Origin of the sequence: Convivina intestini, assembly GCF_003096575.1 — a bacterium.
In the GTDB taxonomy this organism is placed as follows: domain Bacteria; phylum Bacillota; class Bacilli; order Lactobacillales; family Lactobacillaceae; genus Convivina; species Convivina intestini.
Genome location: NZ_QEKT01000010.1, coordinates 1 through 17,539, shown reverse-complemented (window position 1 = coordinate 17,539; position 17,539 = coordinate 1). Strand labels below are relative to the sequence as shown.

At 40.9% G+C, this 17,539-nt stretch carries 14 protein-coding genes and 1 pseudogene; 10 read left to right on the top strand and 5 right to left on the bottom strand.

Annotated features, from left to right (window positions below):
* Positions 1 to 44 precede the first annotated feature (44 nt).
* From C7384_RS07075 to C7384_RS07065, 3 genes are all read left to right on the top strand, one after another.
* On the top strand, positions 45 to 2,054 hold the full coding sequence (locus C7384_RS07075; protein WP_089940206.1) for an ABC transporter ATP-binding protein/permease: 2,010 nt from the start codon (positions 45 to 47) through the stop codon (positions 2,052 to 2,054).
* A 21-nt stretch (positions 2,055 to 2,075) separates the two neighbouring features.
* Positions 2,076 to 2,531, top strand: coding sequence for an ASCH domain-containing protein (locus tag C7384_RS07070; protein WP_089940203.1), 456 nt, complete (start codon positions 2,076 to 2,078; stop codon positions 2,529 to 2,531).
* Between the two features lie 310 nt (positions 2,532 to 2,841).
* A complete protein-coding gene (locus C7384_RS07065) occupies positions 2,842 to 6,726 on the top strand; it encodes a glycoside hydrolase family 70 protein (protein ID WP_089940200.1) in 3,885 nt (1,294 codons plus the stop codon).
* Between the two features lie 92 nt (positions 6,727 to 6,818).
* Here the strand turns inward: C7384_RS07065 and C7384_RS07060 are convergent, their stop codons facing one another.
* Entirely contained in the window at positions 6,819 to 6,998 is a 180-nt protein-coding gene (locus C7384_RS07060; protein WP_089940197.1) for a hypothetical protein, read from the bottom strand.
* Between the two features lie 717 nt (positions 6,999 to 7,715).
* Between C7384_RS07060 and C7384_RS08175 the strand changes: the two genes are divergently transcribed.
* The 6 genes from C7384_RS08175 to C7384_RS07035 all read left to right on the top strand — a co-directional run bounded on the left by C7384_RS08175 (position 7,716) and on the right by C7384_RS07035 (position 13,501).
* Complete coding sequence (locus C7384_RS08175; RefSeq protein WP_165806802.1) at positions 7,716 to 7,871, top strand: hypothetical protein; 156 nt, start codon at positions 7,716 to 7,718, stop codon at positions 7,869 to 7,871.
* On the top strand, positions 7,861 to 8,481 hold the full coding sequence (locus C7384_RS07055; RefSeq protein ID WP_089940195.1) for a hypothetical protein: 621 nt from the start codon (positions 7,861 to 7,863) through the stop codon (positions 8,479 to 8,481). Before C7384_RS08175 ends, C7384_RS07055 begins: the two co-directional genes overlap by 11 nt.
* A 224-nt stretch (positions 8,482 to 8,705) precedes the next feature.
* Entirely contained in the window at positions 8,706 to 10,697 is a 1,992-nt protein-coding gene (locus C7384_RS07050) for a glycoside hydrolase family 68 protein (RefSeq protein WP_243400733.1), read from the top strand.
* A gap of 473 nt (positions 10,698 to 11,170) precedes the next feature.
* Complete coding sequence (locus C7384_RS07045) at positions 11,171 to 11,788, top strand: KxYKxGKxW signal peptide domain-containing protein (protein ID WP_089940192.1); 618 nt, start codon at positions 11,171 to 11,173, stop codon at positions 11,786 to 11,788.
* 8 nt (positions 11,789 to 11,796) lie between these two features.
* Positions 11,797 to 12,594, top strand: coding sequence for a lectin-like domain-containing protein (locus tag C7384_RS07040; protein ID WP_133240787.1), 798 nt, complete (start codon positions 11,797 to 11,799; stop codon positions 12,592 to 12,594).
* A complete protein-coding gene (locus tag C7384_RS07035) occupies positions 12,569 to 13,501 on the top strand; it encodes a MucBP domain-containing protein (protein WP_089940186.1) in 933 nt (310 codons plus the stop codon). Before C7384_RS07040 ends, C7384_RS07035 begins: the two co-directional genes overlap by 26 nt.
* Here the strand turns inward: C7384_RS07035 and C7384_RS08370 are convergent.
* From C7384_RS08370 to C7384_RS08355, 4 genes are read right to left on the bottom strand one after another with little or no spacing between them, the layout of a single operon-like run.
* Positions 13,498 to 14,967, bottom strand: coding sequence for a hypothetical protein (locus tag C7384_RS08370; RefSeq protein ID WP_116585386.1), 1,470 nt, complete (start codon positions 14,965 to 14,967; stop codon positions 13,498 to 13,500). The two genes, C7384_RS07035 and C7384_RS08370, sit on opposite strands and share 4 nt — an antisense overlap.
* Positions 14,968 to 15,018: 51 nt before the next feature.
* Complete coding sequence (locus C7384_RS08365) at positions 15,019 to 15,174, bottom strand: hypothetical protein (protein WP_165806801.1); 156 nt, start codon at positions 15,172 to 15,174, stop codon at positions 15,019 to 15,021.
* Between the two features lie 51 nt (positions 15,175 to 15,225).
* Positions 15,226 to 15,381: a hypothetical protein gene (locus C7384_RS08360; RefSeq protein WP_165806800.1), complete on the bottom strand. Its 156-nt coding sequence runs from the start codon at positions 15,379 to 15,381 to the stop codon at positions 15,226 to 15,228.
* 51 nt (positions 15,382 to 15,432) lie between these two features.
* Positions 15,433 to 15,588, bottom strand: a complete 156-nt coding sequence (locus C7384_RS08355) for a hypothetical protein (protein ID WP_165806800.1) — start codon at positions 15,586 to 15,588, stop codon at positions 15,433 to 15,435.
* A gap of 214 nt (positions 15,589 to 15,802) precedes the next feature.
* Between C7384_RS08355 and C7384_RS08350 the strand changes: the two are divergent.
* Positions 15,803 to 17,539, top strand: a pseudogene (locus tag C7384_RS08350) (hypothetical protein); the annotation flags it as partial.

Genomic DNA, 17,539 nt, shown 5'->3' with positions numbered 1-17,539 from the left:
GTTGTTCACATATTTTTAACATAGAAAAGGAGCTAATTTCGATTATGCCGTTTTTAGAAATACGTAACGTATATAAATCATATAAAGTTGGTAAAAAGGATTTTCCGGTTTTAAAAGATGTTAATCTGGCCTTTGAAAAAGGTGAATTTGTCTCAATTTTGGGCGAATCGGGTGGCGGTAAAAGTACCCTGATGAACATCATTGGGGGCTTGGATAAAAGTTTTGATGGCTCAATTTTAGTCGGTGGTAAGCCACTAAATTATAAGAATGCCAAGCAGTTAGATGCCTATCGGCGGGCCACAGTTGGGTATATTTTCCAAAGTTTTAATCTGATTAACTACCAGACTAATCTGGAAAATGTGGAAACTTCCCTAAACATGACTGACTTGAGTAAAAGGCAACGGCGCCAAAAAGCGATGCGCTTGCTGGAACGAGTTGGTTTAGAAGAGCATGCTAACAAGTATCCCAGTCAGTTATCCGGTGGACAAAAACAGCGAATCGCTATTGCTCGAGCAATCGCCAGTGATCCGGACATTATTATTGCTGATGAACTGACTGGGGCGTTAGATGCCATTAATACCCAGGAAATTTTACAGCTATTGGGCGAAATTGCCCGTGAAGGTAAGATTGTGATTGCCGTTACCCACTCGCAAGAGGTTGCTAATTATGGGACCCGGATTGTTCACATGGAAAGTGGGACAATCACTGAAATGGCATCAGCTCAGTCAGCCTATCAGGTGCCAAATGATAGCGAACAGAGCAATCAACGCAAAACTTCAGCTATCAAATCTAAACCTTTTGCCGGTTTAACTATCATGCGCATGGCCCTGGAACATTTGAAATACAAAAAAATACAAAGCTTTTGGATTATCTTTGGTTCATTAATCGGGCTGACTTCAGTTATTTTGTTCTTAGGGTTAGGAAATGGTGTTCAGGGTTATATTGACCGAGAAGTACATGTATTACTGAATCCAGATTACCCAACTGTGACCCAAAAGGTCCATGTGAATGAAAATTTGACCGATGAACAAAAGATGACTGAAGTTCGGAAACTATGGGATACCAACTATAAGATCTTTACCTTCACACCTGAAACAGTTGAACAACTACGGAAAGTTAACCATGTTGATCAAGTTCATGCCGGTTATCAATTTGATGAAGTGAATTTTGCCTATAATGATAAGAAGACCACAACGACTTTGCGGTCATGGGATAGTTCAATTCCTAATAATGCCATCAAGATTGGTAATGTTCCGCAAAATGATGACGAAGTTGTGATTACACAGGAATACGCCAAAAAAATTGATAAAAACTGGGAATCAGTCCTGGGTCGCATGGTTGCTTTGGAGTTTGTTGTCTTGGATAATAACAACAAGGCGGTTAAAATTAACTTCTTGGCTAAGGTATCAGGTATTAGTGGTGGTGGCCGTCAAGGAAATGTGTTTGGGATGGCCCCAGATGCGATGCGTCGCACCTTGGAATACTTTGGTGCAGTTGCCGCACCAAATATGGTCAAAGTTCATGTTGATGATACGAAGAATGTTGGCGCAGTTGCTGATGATATCAAGAAGTTTAAAGATGAAAATGGCAAACAAGCCTTCAACGTGGAAACAATCGGTAATATGCTAAATATGATTAACAATACCGTTAAGTTGGCATCAACCGTATTGGCTGCTATTGCTGGAATTTCTCTGATTGTATCAGCGATTATGATTATCGTAACGACTTATATGTCTGTGGCCGAAAGAACGCAAGAAATTGGTATTTTAAGAGCGTTAGGTGGCCGAGCTAGGGATATCCGTCGTTTGTTTACCAATGAAGCTTTATTAATCGGTATTATTTCCGGTGCGGCAGCAATTGGTTGTGCCAAGGGAATTGAATTACTGGCTAATAGCTTTGTGCAAAAAATTGTTCACTATAATATGATTCAAATTTTGCCAGGCCATATTATTCAAGTAATGTTGATTAGCATTCTGATTGCTTGGTTAGCCAGTTTTGTGCCATCGCGTAAGGCGGCCAAGTTGAATACGATTGATGCTTTATCATCTAATTAAAATATGTAGAGGAGAGTTAGTATGACACCAAATGAATTTTTTCAAGCAGCAAAAGATGCCGGCGTAGTGCCTAGTGATGCGGTGCTGCAATCAGCCTTTCAGTTTGGCGTCAATGCTGATGAATTAGCACAGTTAGTGCTATCTGGTGTTAAAACCGCTACGGCAAGTGGTTTTGATGTTTATGAAGAGGATGAAGAATTACCACAAATTGGCGCTTATGACATTGTCCTAGATGGTCGGGATCAGCCGGTTTGCATTATCCAAAATAAGCAAGTTAAGGTTGAAAACTTCTTACTGGTTAACCAGGCCCATGCTTTTTCTGAGGGCGAAGGCGACCGGAGCTTGACTTATTGGCGCCGAGTGCACCAGGAATTTTTCACCAAAGAGTATCAGTCCTTTGGTAAAAAGTTCGATCCGAACACGGCTCGAGTTGTGCTGGAGAAGTTTCAGGTAGTCTATCCTGTAGCTGATAAGTAATGAAATGAAAGACTGGAAAATTCACTTTGTGATTTTCCGGTCTTTTTTTGAACGCTAAGGAATGAAAAATATAAAAAACGTAATAAATTAGGAAATATTTTTTAAAAGGGGATGAATGACCGAAAACGCCTTGGGTAAGGCGTTTTTTATTTTTGATAACTTTAATTGGTATACATTGATTCCTATAAAGGGAATGTTATTATTCTCTATTTTTACATGCACAAACAGCACAATTGTTTCTAAATATTCAAATTGGTACTATACAGAAAATGGCTAGTTGCCATGGGTTTGTTTATTTAGGAGATATTTTATGAAACAAGAATATAGTGCTAAGCATTTTAAGATGTATAAATCCGGGAAATTATGGGTTTATGCTTCTTTAGCTACCATTTCTTTTTTGGGAATGAGCGGATTAAATGATTTAAAAGTTAGTGCTGATGATGTTACGAGTCGCTCGAATCACCAACAGGTTGGTTTGACGAGCGTCAATGATGCCGTTAACCAGTCAGACGATGTGAAAGGTAGTAACGTTCAGGCTCCAGTATCAACAGTTAATTCAACATCAATTGACAGTTTATCAAACAGTAGCAAGGTAGGTAGCGTTACAACTAGTACTTCACAATTATCTGACAGTACTGCTAAAAATGGCCAGGTTGTTGATGGTAGTACACAAAGTCAGGGAACCAAGGGGGCTCCTGGCTCAAACAGTAATCATACCTCAACATCTGAATCTACCCCTTCGTCTACGTCGTCGGCCGTCACGCCGAACAATGATGATAAAGCCAATAGTATTAATATTTTTAACTTAGGCGATATTACTACTAAGGGTTTGTCCAATGATCAAATTGTTCAGTTAATTTTAAAGCAAGACAAACATCTGAAATTTGACAATGGAAAGTTCTATTTTGTTGATGATCAGGGTAATATTCAGAAGAATTTTACTGCTATTATTAACAATCAAACGCTTTACTTTGGTAAGGAGACTGGTCAATTACAGTCATTACGTAACCAGTATACAGATGGATTGACAAATATCTCCAACCAGCATAATGCAGCGGCTAATCTGCAGACGACTAGCTTTACGACTACAGATGGCTTCATGACGGCTGATAGTTGGTACCGTCCTAAAGATATTTTGAAGAATGGTCAAACTTGGGTTCCTTCTGGAGACAATGATTTCCGACCATTGCTAATGAGCTGGTGGCCAGATAAGAATACCCAAATCGCTTATTTGTCGTTTGCTAAATCGAAGGGTTGGTTGACCGACAATACAAATTTGAATGATGATAGTCAGGCTTATTTGACACAGCTATCCACGACTGTGCAGGCCAATATTGAAAAGCAGATCAGTGCTAAGGATGGCCAGACTGATTGGTTACGTCAGGATATTTCTGATTTTGTAAAGAGCCAACCAGGTTGGAACATGACGAGTGAAGATCCGTCTAACGATTTTTATTTAGGTGGTTTTCAGCATGGAGCTGTACTATATGTGAATAATCAGTTGACCCCATGGGCTAATTCAAAGTATCGCTTGTTAAATCGCGTACCAACTAACCAAACGGGAACGCGGACTGATTTTTATCCCGGTGGTTTTGAATTATTACTAGGTAACGATGTAGATAATTCCAATCCAGTTGTTCAAGCTGAGCAACTTAATTGGCTGTATTATCTGTTGAACTTTGGCACGATTACAAATAATGACACTGAAGCTAACTTTGATTCCTATCGAGTGGATGCGCCGGATAATGTCGATGCTGATTTGCTGCAGATAACGGCTGATTATATGAAAGCAGCCTTTCACGTTGATCAAGACAATAATTTGGCTAGCCAACATATTTCGATTCTAGAAGACTGGTCACAAGGAGATATTGATTACCTAACGGCGCATGGTTCTAACCAACTTTCCATGGATCCAATGTGGCAGGATAATACAATTAAATCCTTGGGTTGGAACGATAACCGAGCTCCCTTGACAAGTGTGATTCAATCGGTAGTTGCCAATCGGGCGGCGGATAGTACGACTAATGTTGTAGCGCCAAACTATACCATTATCCGTTCGCATGACAATCAAACGCAAGATGAAGTCGGACAAATTTTGTCACGATTATATCCTGGTATTGAACCTTTTAAACCTACTCAAGAGCAGTTAAAAGCAGCCTTGAAGGTTTATGATGAAGATTTCAGAGCAACTGATAAAAAAGTAACGCCGAATAATATTCCAGCGATGTATGCGCTCTTATTGAGTAATAAAAATACGGTACCTCGAGTGTACTATGGGGATTTATATACTGATAGCGGTCAGTATATGTCCCAACAAACAATCTATTTTGATGCCTTGACGCAGTTAATGAGGGACCGAGTGAAGTATGTTGCTGGTGGTCAAACGATGACCCCAGGAACAAGCCAAGGGACTAAAATGAACAATATTATCACTAGTGTTCGTTTTGGTAAAGGATTGAATACAGTTTCAGATAATGATGGTCAAAAGCACACAGATGGTATGGGCGTCATTATTAGTAATGATAATAATTTCCGTCTGGAAAACGGTGAAACGGTCACGCTGCACATGGGGGCTGCCCATGCTAATCAGTTATTCCGGGCTTCTCTGCTAACGACGGCAGATGGTTTGGATGTCTTTTCTTCGGATGCTGGTGCACCAACCATGATGTCCAATCAAAATGGAGACTTAGTCTTTACCAATATTGCTGGGGTTCATAATCCAAAGGTTTCCGGTTACTTAGCGGTTTGGGTACCTGTAGGTGCAGCAGATACGCAAGATGTGCGGACTTTGGTCAGTACCAAGCAATATACGGACGGCAAGACTTTCCATTCTGATGAAGCATTGGATTCTAACTTAATTTATGAAGGCTTTTCTAACTTTCAGTCCATGCCTGAAAGTGCAGACGATTATATGAACGTCAAGGTTGCTCAAAATGCTGGTTTCTTTAAATCTTTGGGTATTACTAGTTTTGAGTTTCCTCCTCAATATCGTTCGAGCCAAGATGGCAGTTTCTTAGATTCAATTGTGCAAAACGGTTACGCTTTCACTGATCGCTACGATTTAGGATTTAACACTCCTACTAAATATGGCACAGTAGCGCAATTACGTGAGGCGATTAAAGCTGTTCATCGTGAAGGTATGCAGGCAATGGCTGACTGGGTGCCAGATCAGTTGTATACTATGCCAAATAAGGAAGTGGTAACGGCCACTCGGACAGATATATTTGGTCGACCAATTCCGGATGCAATGGCTAATACTCTGTATGTTACTGATACCAAAGGTAATGGCACGGATTATCAGAGTGTCTACGGGGGAGCCTTTCTCGAAGAATTACAGGAGAAATATCCTCAATTATTTACTGCCAAGCAAATCTCTACTGGAAAACCAATTGATGGTTCGGTAAAAATTAAAACTTGGTCAGCTAAATATCTAAATGGTAGTAATATTCTTGGGCGTGGTGCTAACTATGTGCTCCGAGACGCTGCTACGCAACAATACTTCTCAGTGGATTCAGCTCAACATTTCTTACCTAAACAGATTTTGGGCGAAATATCGAATACTGGTTTTACCGAATTAAATGGGCAGGTAGCCTTTTACTCGACAAGTGGTTACCAAGCTAAAAATAGCTTCATTCAAGATGGTGATAATTGGTATTATTTCGACCAAAATGGTTATATGGTTTATGGTGATGAAACCATTAATGGTGCGCAGTATTTCTTCTTACCTAATGGGGTTCAATTAAGAAATGCGGATCTCTATCGAGATGGTATTATTTATCACTATAACAAGGTTGGCCGGTTAGTTAGTCCGAATAATTCGGGTACGCCGGATATCCCAGGTAGTGAATCAAATCATGGAAGTGGAAGTGGTTCTACCTCATATAGTGGTAGTGGTTCTACGTCATACAGCTACAGTGGCTCGACTTCGACTAGCACCCCACCAAGTACTTCGACCTCAACTTCTGAATCGACAAGTGAGTCTAACCCACCAAGTGGCTCGACTTCGACTAGTCAATCAACTTCAACTAGTGAATCAACGCCACCAAGTGCTTCAACCTCAATGAGTGAATCAACTTCTGGATCTCACTTACCTCCAACAGCTAAGGCAGCTCAAACTGATGCGGCTCTTCTAGGCTTGTCAGCAGCTAGTTTCCTAGGCTTGGTTGGTATCAAGCGTTACCGTCGTATGCACTAATTAATTAGTGTAGTTAATGGTTATTTTCTAACATCAAACTAAAAAACGTTATCCACTCATCTCAGTGGGTAACGTTTTTTAATCGGCATTAATTATAAATAATAGCGAATGTTATTGAGCTTTTCTTCGAATTCTTCTTTGGAAATGACGCCCTCTTTTAGGTATAACCGCAGGCGTTTTTCCCGTTCCAAATGATAATTTCTTTTCTTTAATTGATAGTTTCTTTGATTTCTGTCAAAACTTGAGTTCCACTCGACTCCTCCGTGTACCATGGCTGAGCCTCCTTTCGCTTTTCATCCATCCTAACATGAGGCGAATACTAGAAAGCGTTTTCCTAACAAACTGTAAGGTTAAGAAAGAAAAATTATTAATTGTGTGAGTTTGGTGGTTGGCTTTCGTAAGATGGGGTAGAGGGATGAATGGCGATGCATTATATGTGAATATAGAGTATTAATTACGTAGTATTTTATGGAGGGCGGAAAATGAAAAAAATTGAGCTGAATTTTGATTCTTCATTAAGAAGACTTGTTGGATTTTCTTATGGAAAAGAGAATTTTAAAGAACAGGTAGCGAATTAGGTTAATTCTAACTTTGATGAAGGGATAGAAATAATTTTCCCAGATAATATTACTAGAATCGCACCTTCCTTTACACAAGGATTTTTTAATAAATTAATATCTACCTATGGTTATTATGATGTTATTAAACATGTGACAGTAAAAACTCAGTCGGATGAACTTACAAGAAGAGTTTTTAGAGGATTGGAATAAATATGGACCAATCGGATTATGGTATCATCAGTGACGGTCAAGAATGGAAAATTAATGATTAGTTGGGTCGTTTGCAACCGTTAATTCCAAAATTAAAAGATAAGTGAATTACTAGAAATCACTTTCGTAAGTTAGATATCGCAAAACGTGTTAAAATTCAGTAAATTATAACTTTCGGTAATTATCGTGATAGTGTAACTAAAAATTAGGAGGCCAGTCATGCAATTAATCAATAATGGAACAACATTTGTTCTTGATGACACAGAATTTGCAGAATTTGATTCAAAATTAAATTCCGTTGCAGATCCTGCTACAGACCCATTAAAGAGCACACCAGAGAAGTTAGAGAGGGTTAAAAAGGCTCTTGGATACTAGACTATTATCACTTGCTAATTTAATCGCTATTTTTGGAGAAAGTGAAACTCAAGCTCTTTTAGATTCATTTGTATGCAGAGAAGATGCAATAGAAAAGTACTGTAAGGTTGCTGCAATCAAAAATGAAAATACTAACTTTACTAGGACGTATGTGTATTTAAAGCCGAGTTTTGATACATCTACATTGCAAATTAAAATTCAAGTAGTTGGCTTGTTTAGTATCCAACCAGGATTTGTAGATGGGCCAGCCATGCCTGATACAACTCTTGGTAAGAAAAGTGTTAAAAGAGTTAGTAACAGTAAGATACAACATTTTGATAAAAAGAGAGTTTTACCGGCATATAATATTAGAATTCTTGGAAAAGCCGAGAATGCTACTGATATTTCTGGTAAGGAAATGTTAGATGATTGCCTTACAATTTTTAGACTTTCAAAAGCAAATATTGGTGGTGATACTGTTCTTTTAAAATGTAAAAGAATTTTATTCCAGAAGTTTTATTCAAAATATCAATTTGCTTTATTGGGACCAAAATCAGAAAGTGATAAAAAAGTTAACCAACAAAAAGATGATGATGAATTATATGTTGGTCGCCATCTTGATATCGTTTAGAAAAGAGCCTTAGGGCTCTTTTTTATCCACAATAGATATTTTTATCTTCGTAAAAATTACTTAACCTCCAACCAAACACCTTTTTTCACATCATAAATTCACATGCAATTGCCCATAATAAACAATTCTTAGCCAATAACTCTTAAAAATTCACATTATTTGTGATTAAATGGATATTGTATATTAAATGAATGTTTAGAGTGCTTTTATTGGGAGATGATGGTATGAATCAACAATGTGGTGAAAACCATTTTAAGATGTATAAAAAAGGTAAAATGTGGCTCTGCTCGTCGATTGCCACCCTATTACTGTTAAGTACACTGGATGCAACTGCCAGTGCGAATACCGAGCAAGTAGACGATCAGCCAGCTAATGATCAGATGGAAACTCAGGCTGACACTCCCCATTCAGTGGTAAACGTAGCAGCGGTTAATCTACAGGACCACATTCCCGAGAGTAGTGGCATTGATCAAGCTAGTGATCTTCCTACCTCGGCAACTAGTGATGCCAACCAAGATAGTAATGCGACTGATTTAACGAGTGATAGTACCACTCAAACAAATAATCCAACGGACCAAATTAGTCCAGTTACTGATCAAAAACAGGGAGTACCAGCTGCTACTCCTGACCAAGGTCCAGTCATACCACTGGATGCTTATTCTCAGTCGAGTCAATCTGATTCTGGTAATCATGTAGTAGTTAATCACGATATTGACCTACATAATTTACAGCCCGTTGATCAAGCGGCGCTCAATAAAATCGACTATAATAATGCTGCTCCGGCTGGATCACGGTGGACTTACCATGATTTTCGGGGCGTTGCCGATAGTTTAGTAGATCGTGATCAACGTTATGCTGTTCCCGTTTTTGATGCTGGGAAAATTGAAAATTTACCAGCCGCTTATGCCCGTGATGCTCAAACCGGTCAATACGAACATCTTGATATTTGGGATAGTTGGCCGGTCCAAAATCCTCAAACCAGTGAAGTTGTTAACTGGCACGGCTATCAATTAGTCATGGCCATGATGGGCGTGCCTAATCAAAATGATAATCATGTCTACCTCTTGTATAACCGCTATAACGATAGTGATTTAAGTCATTGGCAAAATGCTGGACCGATTTTTGGTTATAATGCTAGCCCATTGTCACAAGAATGGTCGGGTTCAGCGATTGTTAATCCCGACGATTCTATCCAAATGTTTTACACTCAGGTTGATACCAGTGATGATAATTCTAACCATCAAAAGTTAGCAACTGCCATGGTGAATTTATCTGAACAAGATGGCAATGTTGTTATTAATAATGTTGAAAATAACCGTGTCTTATTTGAAGGGGATGGTCATTATTATCAAAGTTATCCACAATGGCGAGCTACTAATCAAGGTGCTGATAACATCGCCTTGCGCGATTCACACGTCGTTGATGATGCCGATGGCTCGCGCTACTTAGTTTTCGAAGGGGCCACAGGTTCTCAAAATTATCAAGGAGAGCATCAAGTCTACAATTGGAAAAATTATGGTGGCTCTGACCATCAAAATTACCAAGATTTCTTTACCATCCTTCATAATCAAGATATTAAAAGCCGAGCTAGTTGGGCTAATGCTGCTATCGGGATATTACGCCTGAGTGATCAGGGGAAAACGCCAACAGTTGCCCAATTATATACACCCTTGATAACCGCAAATATGGTCAGTGATGAGATTGAGCGTCCCGATGTTGTGAAAATTGGTGGCAAGTTTTATTTGTTTGCCGATACCCGCTTGAATCGTGGTAGCAACGATTACGCCTGGCAAAAGGCTAACCGGGTTATTGGTGATAATGTCGCCATGATTGGTTATGTATCTGACCATCTAACCGACGGTTACCAGCCCTTGAACTCTACCGGAGTTGTGTTAACCTCTTCTGTGCCAATCAATTGGCGAACGGCTACTTATTCATATTATGCCTTGCCGGTTGCTGGCCATGACGACTGTGTGCTCATCACTGCTTATATGACTAATCGCAATTATGTAGCCGGCCCGGGGATGAACTCAACCTGGGCGCCTAGTTTCTTGGTTCGTTTAAATCCAGATAACACTACAACCGTCTTGTCACACTCTACTAAGCAGGGTAATTGGATTTGGAATGCTGATAGTCAGGATGATTCCTTATTGGTTAGTAATAATATTGACTTTCCGACTATTTCTGAAGATGGTGCGATGGGATATGAGTTTTAAACTAAATTCACATAGGTATAACATTTAGCAAGTATCCCAATATATGTATTTATTGGGATACTTTTTAATTAAAAAAAATATAAAAATTGGTCTATGTAAAATATTTTATTTTTATATTCAATATGTGTATTAGTGATACCTACAGGATTTACTAAAATTGAAATTGGTTTATTAGAATTGTGAGTGATATATTGGTCGAGAATGCCTATAATAAAGAGTTTATTTAAGGTGTTTTGGTGGTCACTTTGGCGATATATTTAGGTGTGTAGATGTGGTGATTTTATCTACTGATAAGGAACGTTTTTGACAAGCCGAATTGGTAAGGTTATTAAAATTCCTTATATGTCAACAATAGGCTTGAAAAGGGAAATATTAGAAGAATGTTCACTCTTTTTTATGCGTCATTATTGCCAGGTTGTTATATAATAGGAAAACGTGAAGTAGTGTATGTCACATAAATTAGGAGATAAGATATGAAATCGAACAATATTTTTGATCGTAATTCGGTCAAAACGCATTTCAAGATGTATAAGTCTGGAAAGCTATGGTTGGTTTCTGGAATTAGTTTATTCACTCTTGGATTAGGAGGGTCAGCGAATGTTTCTGCTGATACCGCTGCTAAGACTGATACAACTGATGACCAATCCGTGACCTCGGTTCAAAGTCAACCAACTTTGGCCCAGCAGAGTCAGGTGGTTCTTTCGCCAGAAAATTCTACTGCTAGTCAGTCAGATTCAGCTACTGTAGTTGAACAGTCCGCATCTAAGAGTACATCTTTGAGTCAAAGCCAAAGCCTAAGTCAGGCTGACGCAAAGATCAAACAACAACAATCTGCTTCTAATGAAGCTTCTTTGAGTAACAGTGCTAGCCAAGCTACTGATAAAGTTCAAAGACAAGTTGGGGCAACGCAAAGTACGACGGGGAATCAGGGTGCTAGCCAGAGCAATTCTCAGACGTCAACGTCCGAGCAATCGGCTAGCGATACTTCACGCCATCAAGATTCACAAGTCGATACTCAGACGACATCTCAACCAACTAGTGCTACTCAGGAGGTAAACACTCCTAGTCTAGCGTTAGCCAGACACTTTTGACTCAGGATATGAGTCAAGCTACTTCTCAGGCTAATAGCACTTCTTTAAGTCAGGCAAGTAGCCGGGTTGACTCACAATCTGACAATACTCAGTATAGTCAGGATTTGAGCCAGGCGGTTTCACAAGCCAATAGTACTTCAGTCATTGATTCTGCTAGTAATGTAGCGTCACAATCTGATAGTACTTTGTTGGCCCATGATTTAAGTGCGGCCAGTTCTTTGGCCATTCAAACCGCTGCTAGCCAATCAACATCTCGCGAGCAGGTTTCGGTTTTGGCTCAGGCTGCTTCCCAATCTGAAGCGCAAACCCTTGCTATCCAAGATCGCATGGGCGCTTTGGGGGATGAAGATGATAATCAGTTAAGCTTCCGGGCTGCTACGCCAGCCCTTTCGGCGGCCACTACTAAGGATGACAAGACTGGTCGAGTTACCGTTACCGACGGAACTGGAATTAACGATGTCTTCTCTAAGCCAACGCTTGATCCAACTGGTCAAAAGATTAATAACGCCGCTCAAATTAGTGCGGATGGTTCCGTTGTTTTAACGGAAGATAAGAAGAGTCAAGTTGGTAGTATCGCTACCAAGGATAAGATTGATTTAAAGCATGACTTCCACTTAACTGGAAGAATTGACCTTGGTTCTAAGTACTATCCTGACGGTGCCGATGGTATCGGAATCGCCTTCAGTAAGGAAAACATTGGTTCGGTTGGTTATTCTGGTGCCCTTAACGGAATCGGTGGATTACGTGATGTTACCGGCTTTAAGTTAGATAGTTTCTATAATGACGCACAAGCGCCAAGTTACTGACCCCAATGCCAGTCCGGTTGATAAATTAGGACATCCTGCCGATTGGGCTGGATCGGATTCCGGCGGTCAAAAGAACCGACCATACGGTGCCTTTGTTTCGACCGATGATAACGGGCGCATCACCATTGATGACGGTAGCAAACAGGCTGCTGGAGAGAATCGTACTCCCAAGCGGATTCCATTCCAATATACTGCGCCAAAGCGTTGGAGTACGGAAACAGATTTTAGTATTGATTTTGATGCCACAACAAGAATGTTAACCATTCGTTATGGTGATACTACAAAGGATAGTGGTGGTGCCGCACGTTCGATATTTACTTGGACTAAGCAGCTTTCTGAAGCTGATGTGAGCCAACCGGATGGATTGGCAATTTCTGCTTCTACCGGAGGTGTGTCTAACAGGCAAACCTTTAAGTTGACTAGCATGGATTACTACCGTGCCGCTACGGTCAACGTTAAGTATGTCGATGAAGCCGGTAACGAAATTGCCAAGGGCGATGTTACCTATCCTGATGGATGGCAAAAGGGTAAGACTTATCAGACTAAGGCCTTGGATCTTAGCCCTAACTATAAGTATCTTGGTCTAGCTCCTGGTAGTTTGCCAGCTAATGGTAATTTGGACGATTGGGGAGATAACGGAACCGTTACTTATCTCTACCACTACATTACTCCTGCTGAATCAACGTCGACTTCTCAGTCAAATAGTAGTTCGAAGTCGGATAGTATTTCAACGTCTGCTTCACAATCAGAATCAACGAAGTCGGCAAGTACATCGACGTCAGGCTCAAAGTCGGCCAGTGAATCAACATCAAAATCCACTAGTACTTCAAAGTCTGCCTCCGAATCAGATTCAACGAAGTCAGCAAGTACCTCAACTTCGGCCTCTGGTTCAAAGTCAGCCAGTTAGTCAACATCAAAGTCAACCAGTACTTCCAAGTCGGCTAGTGAGTCAACTTCGACATCAATTTCTGATTCGAACTCGAAGCAGTCGGCAAGTACGTCAACGTCGACATCGATTTCTGATTCGAACTCGAAGCAGTCAGCAAGTACGTCGACTTCAACTTCGATTTCTGATTCAAACTCAAAGCAGTCGGCAAGTACGTCAACATCGACCTCTATTTCTGATTCGAACTCGAAGCAGTCGGCAAGTACGTCGACTTCAACTTCGATTTCTGATTCAAACTCAAAGCAATCAGCAAGTACGTCGACTTCGACCTCAATTTCTGATTCGAACTCGAAGCAATCGGCAAGTACATCAACATCAACTTCAGAGTCGAACTCGAAGCAATCAGCAAGTACTTCAACGTCGACCTCAATTTCAACCAGTGACTCCATTTCAGCTAATGGATCAGATTCAACGGCTTCAACATCAACCTCAATTTCTGATTCAGGTTCGAAGGCGAAGAGCGAGTCAATTTCGACTTCAACTTCAGCATCTGGTTCTGACTCTGCTTCGACTGAATCAGCTAGTGTTTCGACTTCAGTAAGTGATTCAGTTTCTGGCTCAACTTCAGCCTCAAAGTCAGCAAGTACCTCAACATCGGCGTCTGACTCAGATTCAAAGGCAAAGAGTGAGTCGGCTTCAGAGTCAATATCGACATCAAGTTCGAAGTCAAGTAGCGAATCCACGAGTGCTTCGAAGTCAGCTTCTGAGTCCGCTTCAACAAATTCAGCAAGCACTTCAACCTCAACTAGTGATTCAATTTCTGGCTCAACTTCGACATCAAAGTCAGTAAGTACTTCAACGTCAACTTCTGACTCAGATTCAAAGGCAAAGAGTGAATCCGCTTCAACATCAACATCAGTTTCAGGTTCTGAGTCAAAGGCAAAGAGCGAGTCAATTTCGACTTCAACTTCAGCATCTGATTCTGACTCTGCTTCGACTGAATCAGCTAGTGTTTCAACCTCAACCAGTGATTCAGTTTCTGGTTCAACATCGGCCTCAAAGTTAGCAAGTGCCTCAACCTCAACTTCTGACTCAGATTCGAAGGCCAAGAGCGAATCCGCTTCAGAATCAACATCGACATCAAGTTCGAAGTCAAGTAGCGAATCCACGAGTGCTTCGAAGTCAGCTTCAGAATCCGCTTCAACCAATTCAGCAAGCACTTCGACTTCAACCAGCGATTCAATTTCTGGCTCAACTTCGACATCAAAGTCAGCAAGCACCTCAACATCAGCGTCTGACTCAGATTCGAAGGCCAAGAGCGAATCCGCTTCGGAGTCAACATCGACATCAAGTTCGAAGTCAAGTAGCGAATCCACGAGTGCTTCGAAGTCAGCTTCAGAATCCGCTTCAACCAATTCAGCAAGCACTTCGACTTCAACCAGCGATTCAATTTCTGGCTCAACTTCGACATCAAAGTCAGCAAGCACCTCAACATCAGCGTCTGACTCAGATTCGAAGGCAAAGAGTGAGTCGGCTTCTCAGTCAACATCGACTTCAAGTTCGAAGTCAAGTAGCGAATCCACGAGTGCTTCGAAGTCAGCTTCTGAATCAGCTTCAACGAATTCAGCAAGCACCTCAACCTCAACCAGCGATTCAATTTCTGGTTCAACTTCTGCTTCAAAATCAGCAAGCATATCGACATCCACTTCTGACTCAGATTCGAAGTCAACTAGTGAGTCGGCTTCTCAGTCAACTAGTGCATCAAGTTCGAAGTCAAGCAGTGAGTCAACTAGCGCATCAAAGTCAGCCTCTGAATCAGCTTCAACAAATTCAGCAAGCACATCGACATCAACTAGTGATTCAATTTCTGGTTCAACTTTTGCTTCAAAATCAGCAAGCATATCGACATCCACTTCTGACTCAGATTCGAAGTCAACTAGTGAGTCGGCTTCTCAGTCAACTAGTGCATCAAGTTCGAAGTCAAGCAGTGAGTCAACTAGCGCATCAAAGTCAGCCTCTGAATCAGCTTCAACAAATTCAGCAAGCACATCGACATCAACTAGTGATTCAATTTCTGGTTCAACTTTTGCTTCAAAATCAGCAAGCATATCGACATCCACTTCTGACTCAGATTCGAAGTCAACTAGTGAGTCGGCTTCTCAGTCAACTAGTGCATCAAGTTCGAAGTCAAGCAGTGAGTCAACTAGCGCATCAAAGTCAGCCTCTGAATCAGCTTCAACAAATTCAGCAAGTACATCGACCTCAACGAGCGCTTCAATTTCTGGTTCAACTTCGACTTCAAAGTCGGCTTCAACGGCTTCGATGAGTACTTCAACATCAACTAGTACTTCAAAGTCGGCCTCAGCTTCTGAATCAACAAGTCAATCGACTTCAACGAGTGCTTCGATTTCTGATTCAACTTCAAGCTCAAAGTCCGCTTCAAAGTCGGCAAGTACTTCAACTTCTGACTCGAACTCAGACTCGAAGTCAACGAGTGCCTCGACTTCAACCAGTACTTCGATCTCAACTAGTACTTCAAAGTCTGGTTCAACTTCAGAATCAACTAGCCAGTCTGGTTCTACCAGCACTTCTAGCTCTGACTCAATATCCGGCTCAAAGTCGGCATCAAAGTCGGTAAGTACGTCAACTTCCGAATCTGGTTCTGATTCAAAGTCGATGAGTGAGTCGACTTCAACCTCAGTTTCTGGTTCAATTTCAACGTCTGATTCACAGTCAGCTAGTGCTTCAAAGGCAGCTTCAGAATCAGCTTCAACTGCTTCAGCCAGTGCTTCGACTTCGACAAGTATGTCAATTTCTGATTCAACATCCGGTTCAAAGTCAGCCTCCAAGTCGGCAAGTACTTCGACTTCTGGGTCAAACTCTGATTCAAAGTCAACGAGTGATTCAGCTTCAATTAGTACTTCGATTTCAAAGAGTGATTCGACGTCAAATTCAACATCTGAATCAGATAGCCAGTCAGTAAGTACTTCAACTTCAATCTCAGGTTCTGCTTCTAGTTCAAAGTCGACTTCTAAGTCAGTAAGTACGTCAACTTCAAACTCAGATTCTGATTCAAAGTCGGCAAGCACTTCCACTTCAATTAGTCAGTCCATCTCAAGCTCAACATCTGCTTCTGATTCAACGTCAAATTCGAAGTCAACCTCAAAGTCAGCAAGTACTTCAACTTCCGAATCTAACTCTGATTCAAAGTCAAGCAGTGATTCAACTTCAACATCAGTTTCTGGTTCGCTTTCAACTGATTCAATGAGTACGTCAATTTCAAAGAGTGATTCGAAGGCAACCTCAACATCTGAATCAGCCAGTGCTTCGACTTCGACTAGTGCTTCGATCTCTGATTCAATGTCTGGCTCAAAGTCGACTTCAAAGTCTGCTAGCGCCTCGACTTCTGAATCTGGCTCAGATTCAAAGTCAACGAGCGATTCCGCTTCAATTAGTACGTCAATTTCAAAGAGTGATTCGAAGGCAACGTCAACTTCGGAATCGGCTAGTCAATCCACTTCAACGAGTGCTTCGATTTCTGATTCAATGTCTGGCTCAAAGTCAGCTTCTAAGTCGGCAAGTACTTCAACTTCCGAATCTGGATCAGATTCTCAGTCAATGAGTGACTCGATTTCACAATCAATTTCAACTTCAGAATCAACGTCTGGCTCGAAGTCCACTTCAAAGTCAAAGTCGGCAAGTACGTCAACTTCTGGTTCTGAATCCGATTCAAAGTCAACGAGTGACTCGACTTCAATTAGCCAGTCAATCTCTGGTGCTGCTTCGGTTTCTGACTCAGTTTCTGGATCAAAATCAGCTTCAAAGTCAGCAAGTACTTCGACTTCGAACTCAAATTCTGATTCAAAGTCAAGTAGTGATTCGACGTCTGTTTCGGTCAGTGAATCAGCTTCAGCTGCTTCAATGAGTACGTCAACTTCAACTAGTACGTCGATTTCTGATTCAATTTCTGGATCAAAATCAGCTTCAAAGTCAGCAAGTACTTCGACTTCGAACTCAAATTCTGATTCAAAGTCAAGTAGTGATTCAACGTCTGTTTCA

Excerpts from the sequence above, each read along its gene's own strand:
- C7384_RS07035 (WP_089940186.1), top strand. The coding sequence starts at position 12,569 with ATGACGCACAAGCGCCAAGTTACTGACCCCAATGCCAGTCCGGTTGAT.
- C7384_RS07045 (WP_089940192.1), top strand. The coding sequence starts at position 11,171 with ATGAAATCGAACAATATTTTTGATCGTAATTCGGTCAAAACGCATTTC.
- C7384_RS07070 (WP_089940203.1), top strand. The coding sequence starts at position 2,076 with ATGACACCAAATGAATTTTTTCAAGCAGCAAAAGATGCCGGCGTAGTG.
- C7384_RS07075 (WP_089940206.1), top strand. The coding sequence starts at position 45 with ATGCCGTTTTTAGAAATACGTAACGTATATAAATCATATAAAGTTGGT.
- C7384_RS08365 (WP_165806801.1), bottom strand. The coding sequence starts at position 15,174 with ATGCTTGCTGATTTTGAAGCAGAAGTTGAACCAGAAATTGAATCGCTG.
- C7384_RS08175 (WP_165806802.1), top strand. The coding sequence starts at position 7,716 with ATGCAATTAATCAATAATGGAACAACATTTGTTCTTGATGACACAGAA.
- C7384_RS07060 (WP_089940197.1), bottom strand. The coding sequence starts at position 6,998 with ATGGTACACGGAGGAGTCGAGTGGAACTCAAGTTTTGACAGAAATCAA.
- C7384_RS07040 (WP_133240787.1), top strand. The coding sequence starts at position 11,797 with ATGAGTCAAGCTACTTCTCAGGCTAATAGCACTTCTTTAAGTCAGGCA.
- C7384_RS07065 (WP_089940200.1), top strand. The coding sequence starts at position 2,842 with ATGAAACAAGAATATAGTGCTAAGCATTTTAAGATGTATAAATCCGGG.
- C7384_RS07050 (WP_243400733.1), top strand. The coding sequence starts at position 8,706 with ATGAATCAACAATGTGGTGAAAACCATTTTAAGATGTATAAAAAAGGT.
- C7384_RS08355 (WP_165806800.1), bottom strand. The coding sequence starts at position 15,588 with ATGCTTGCTGATTTTGAAGCAAAAGTTGAACCAGAAATTGAATCACTA.
- C7384_RS08360 (WP_165806800.1), bottom strand. The coding sequence starts at position 15,381 with ATGCTTGCTGATTTTGAAGCAAAAGTTGAACCAGAAATTGAATCACTA.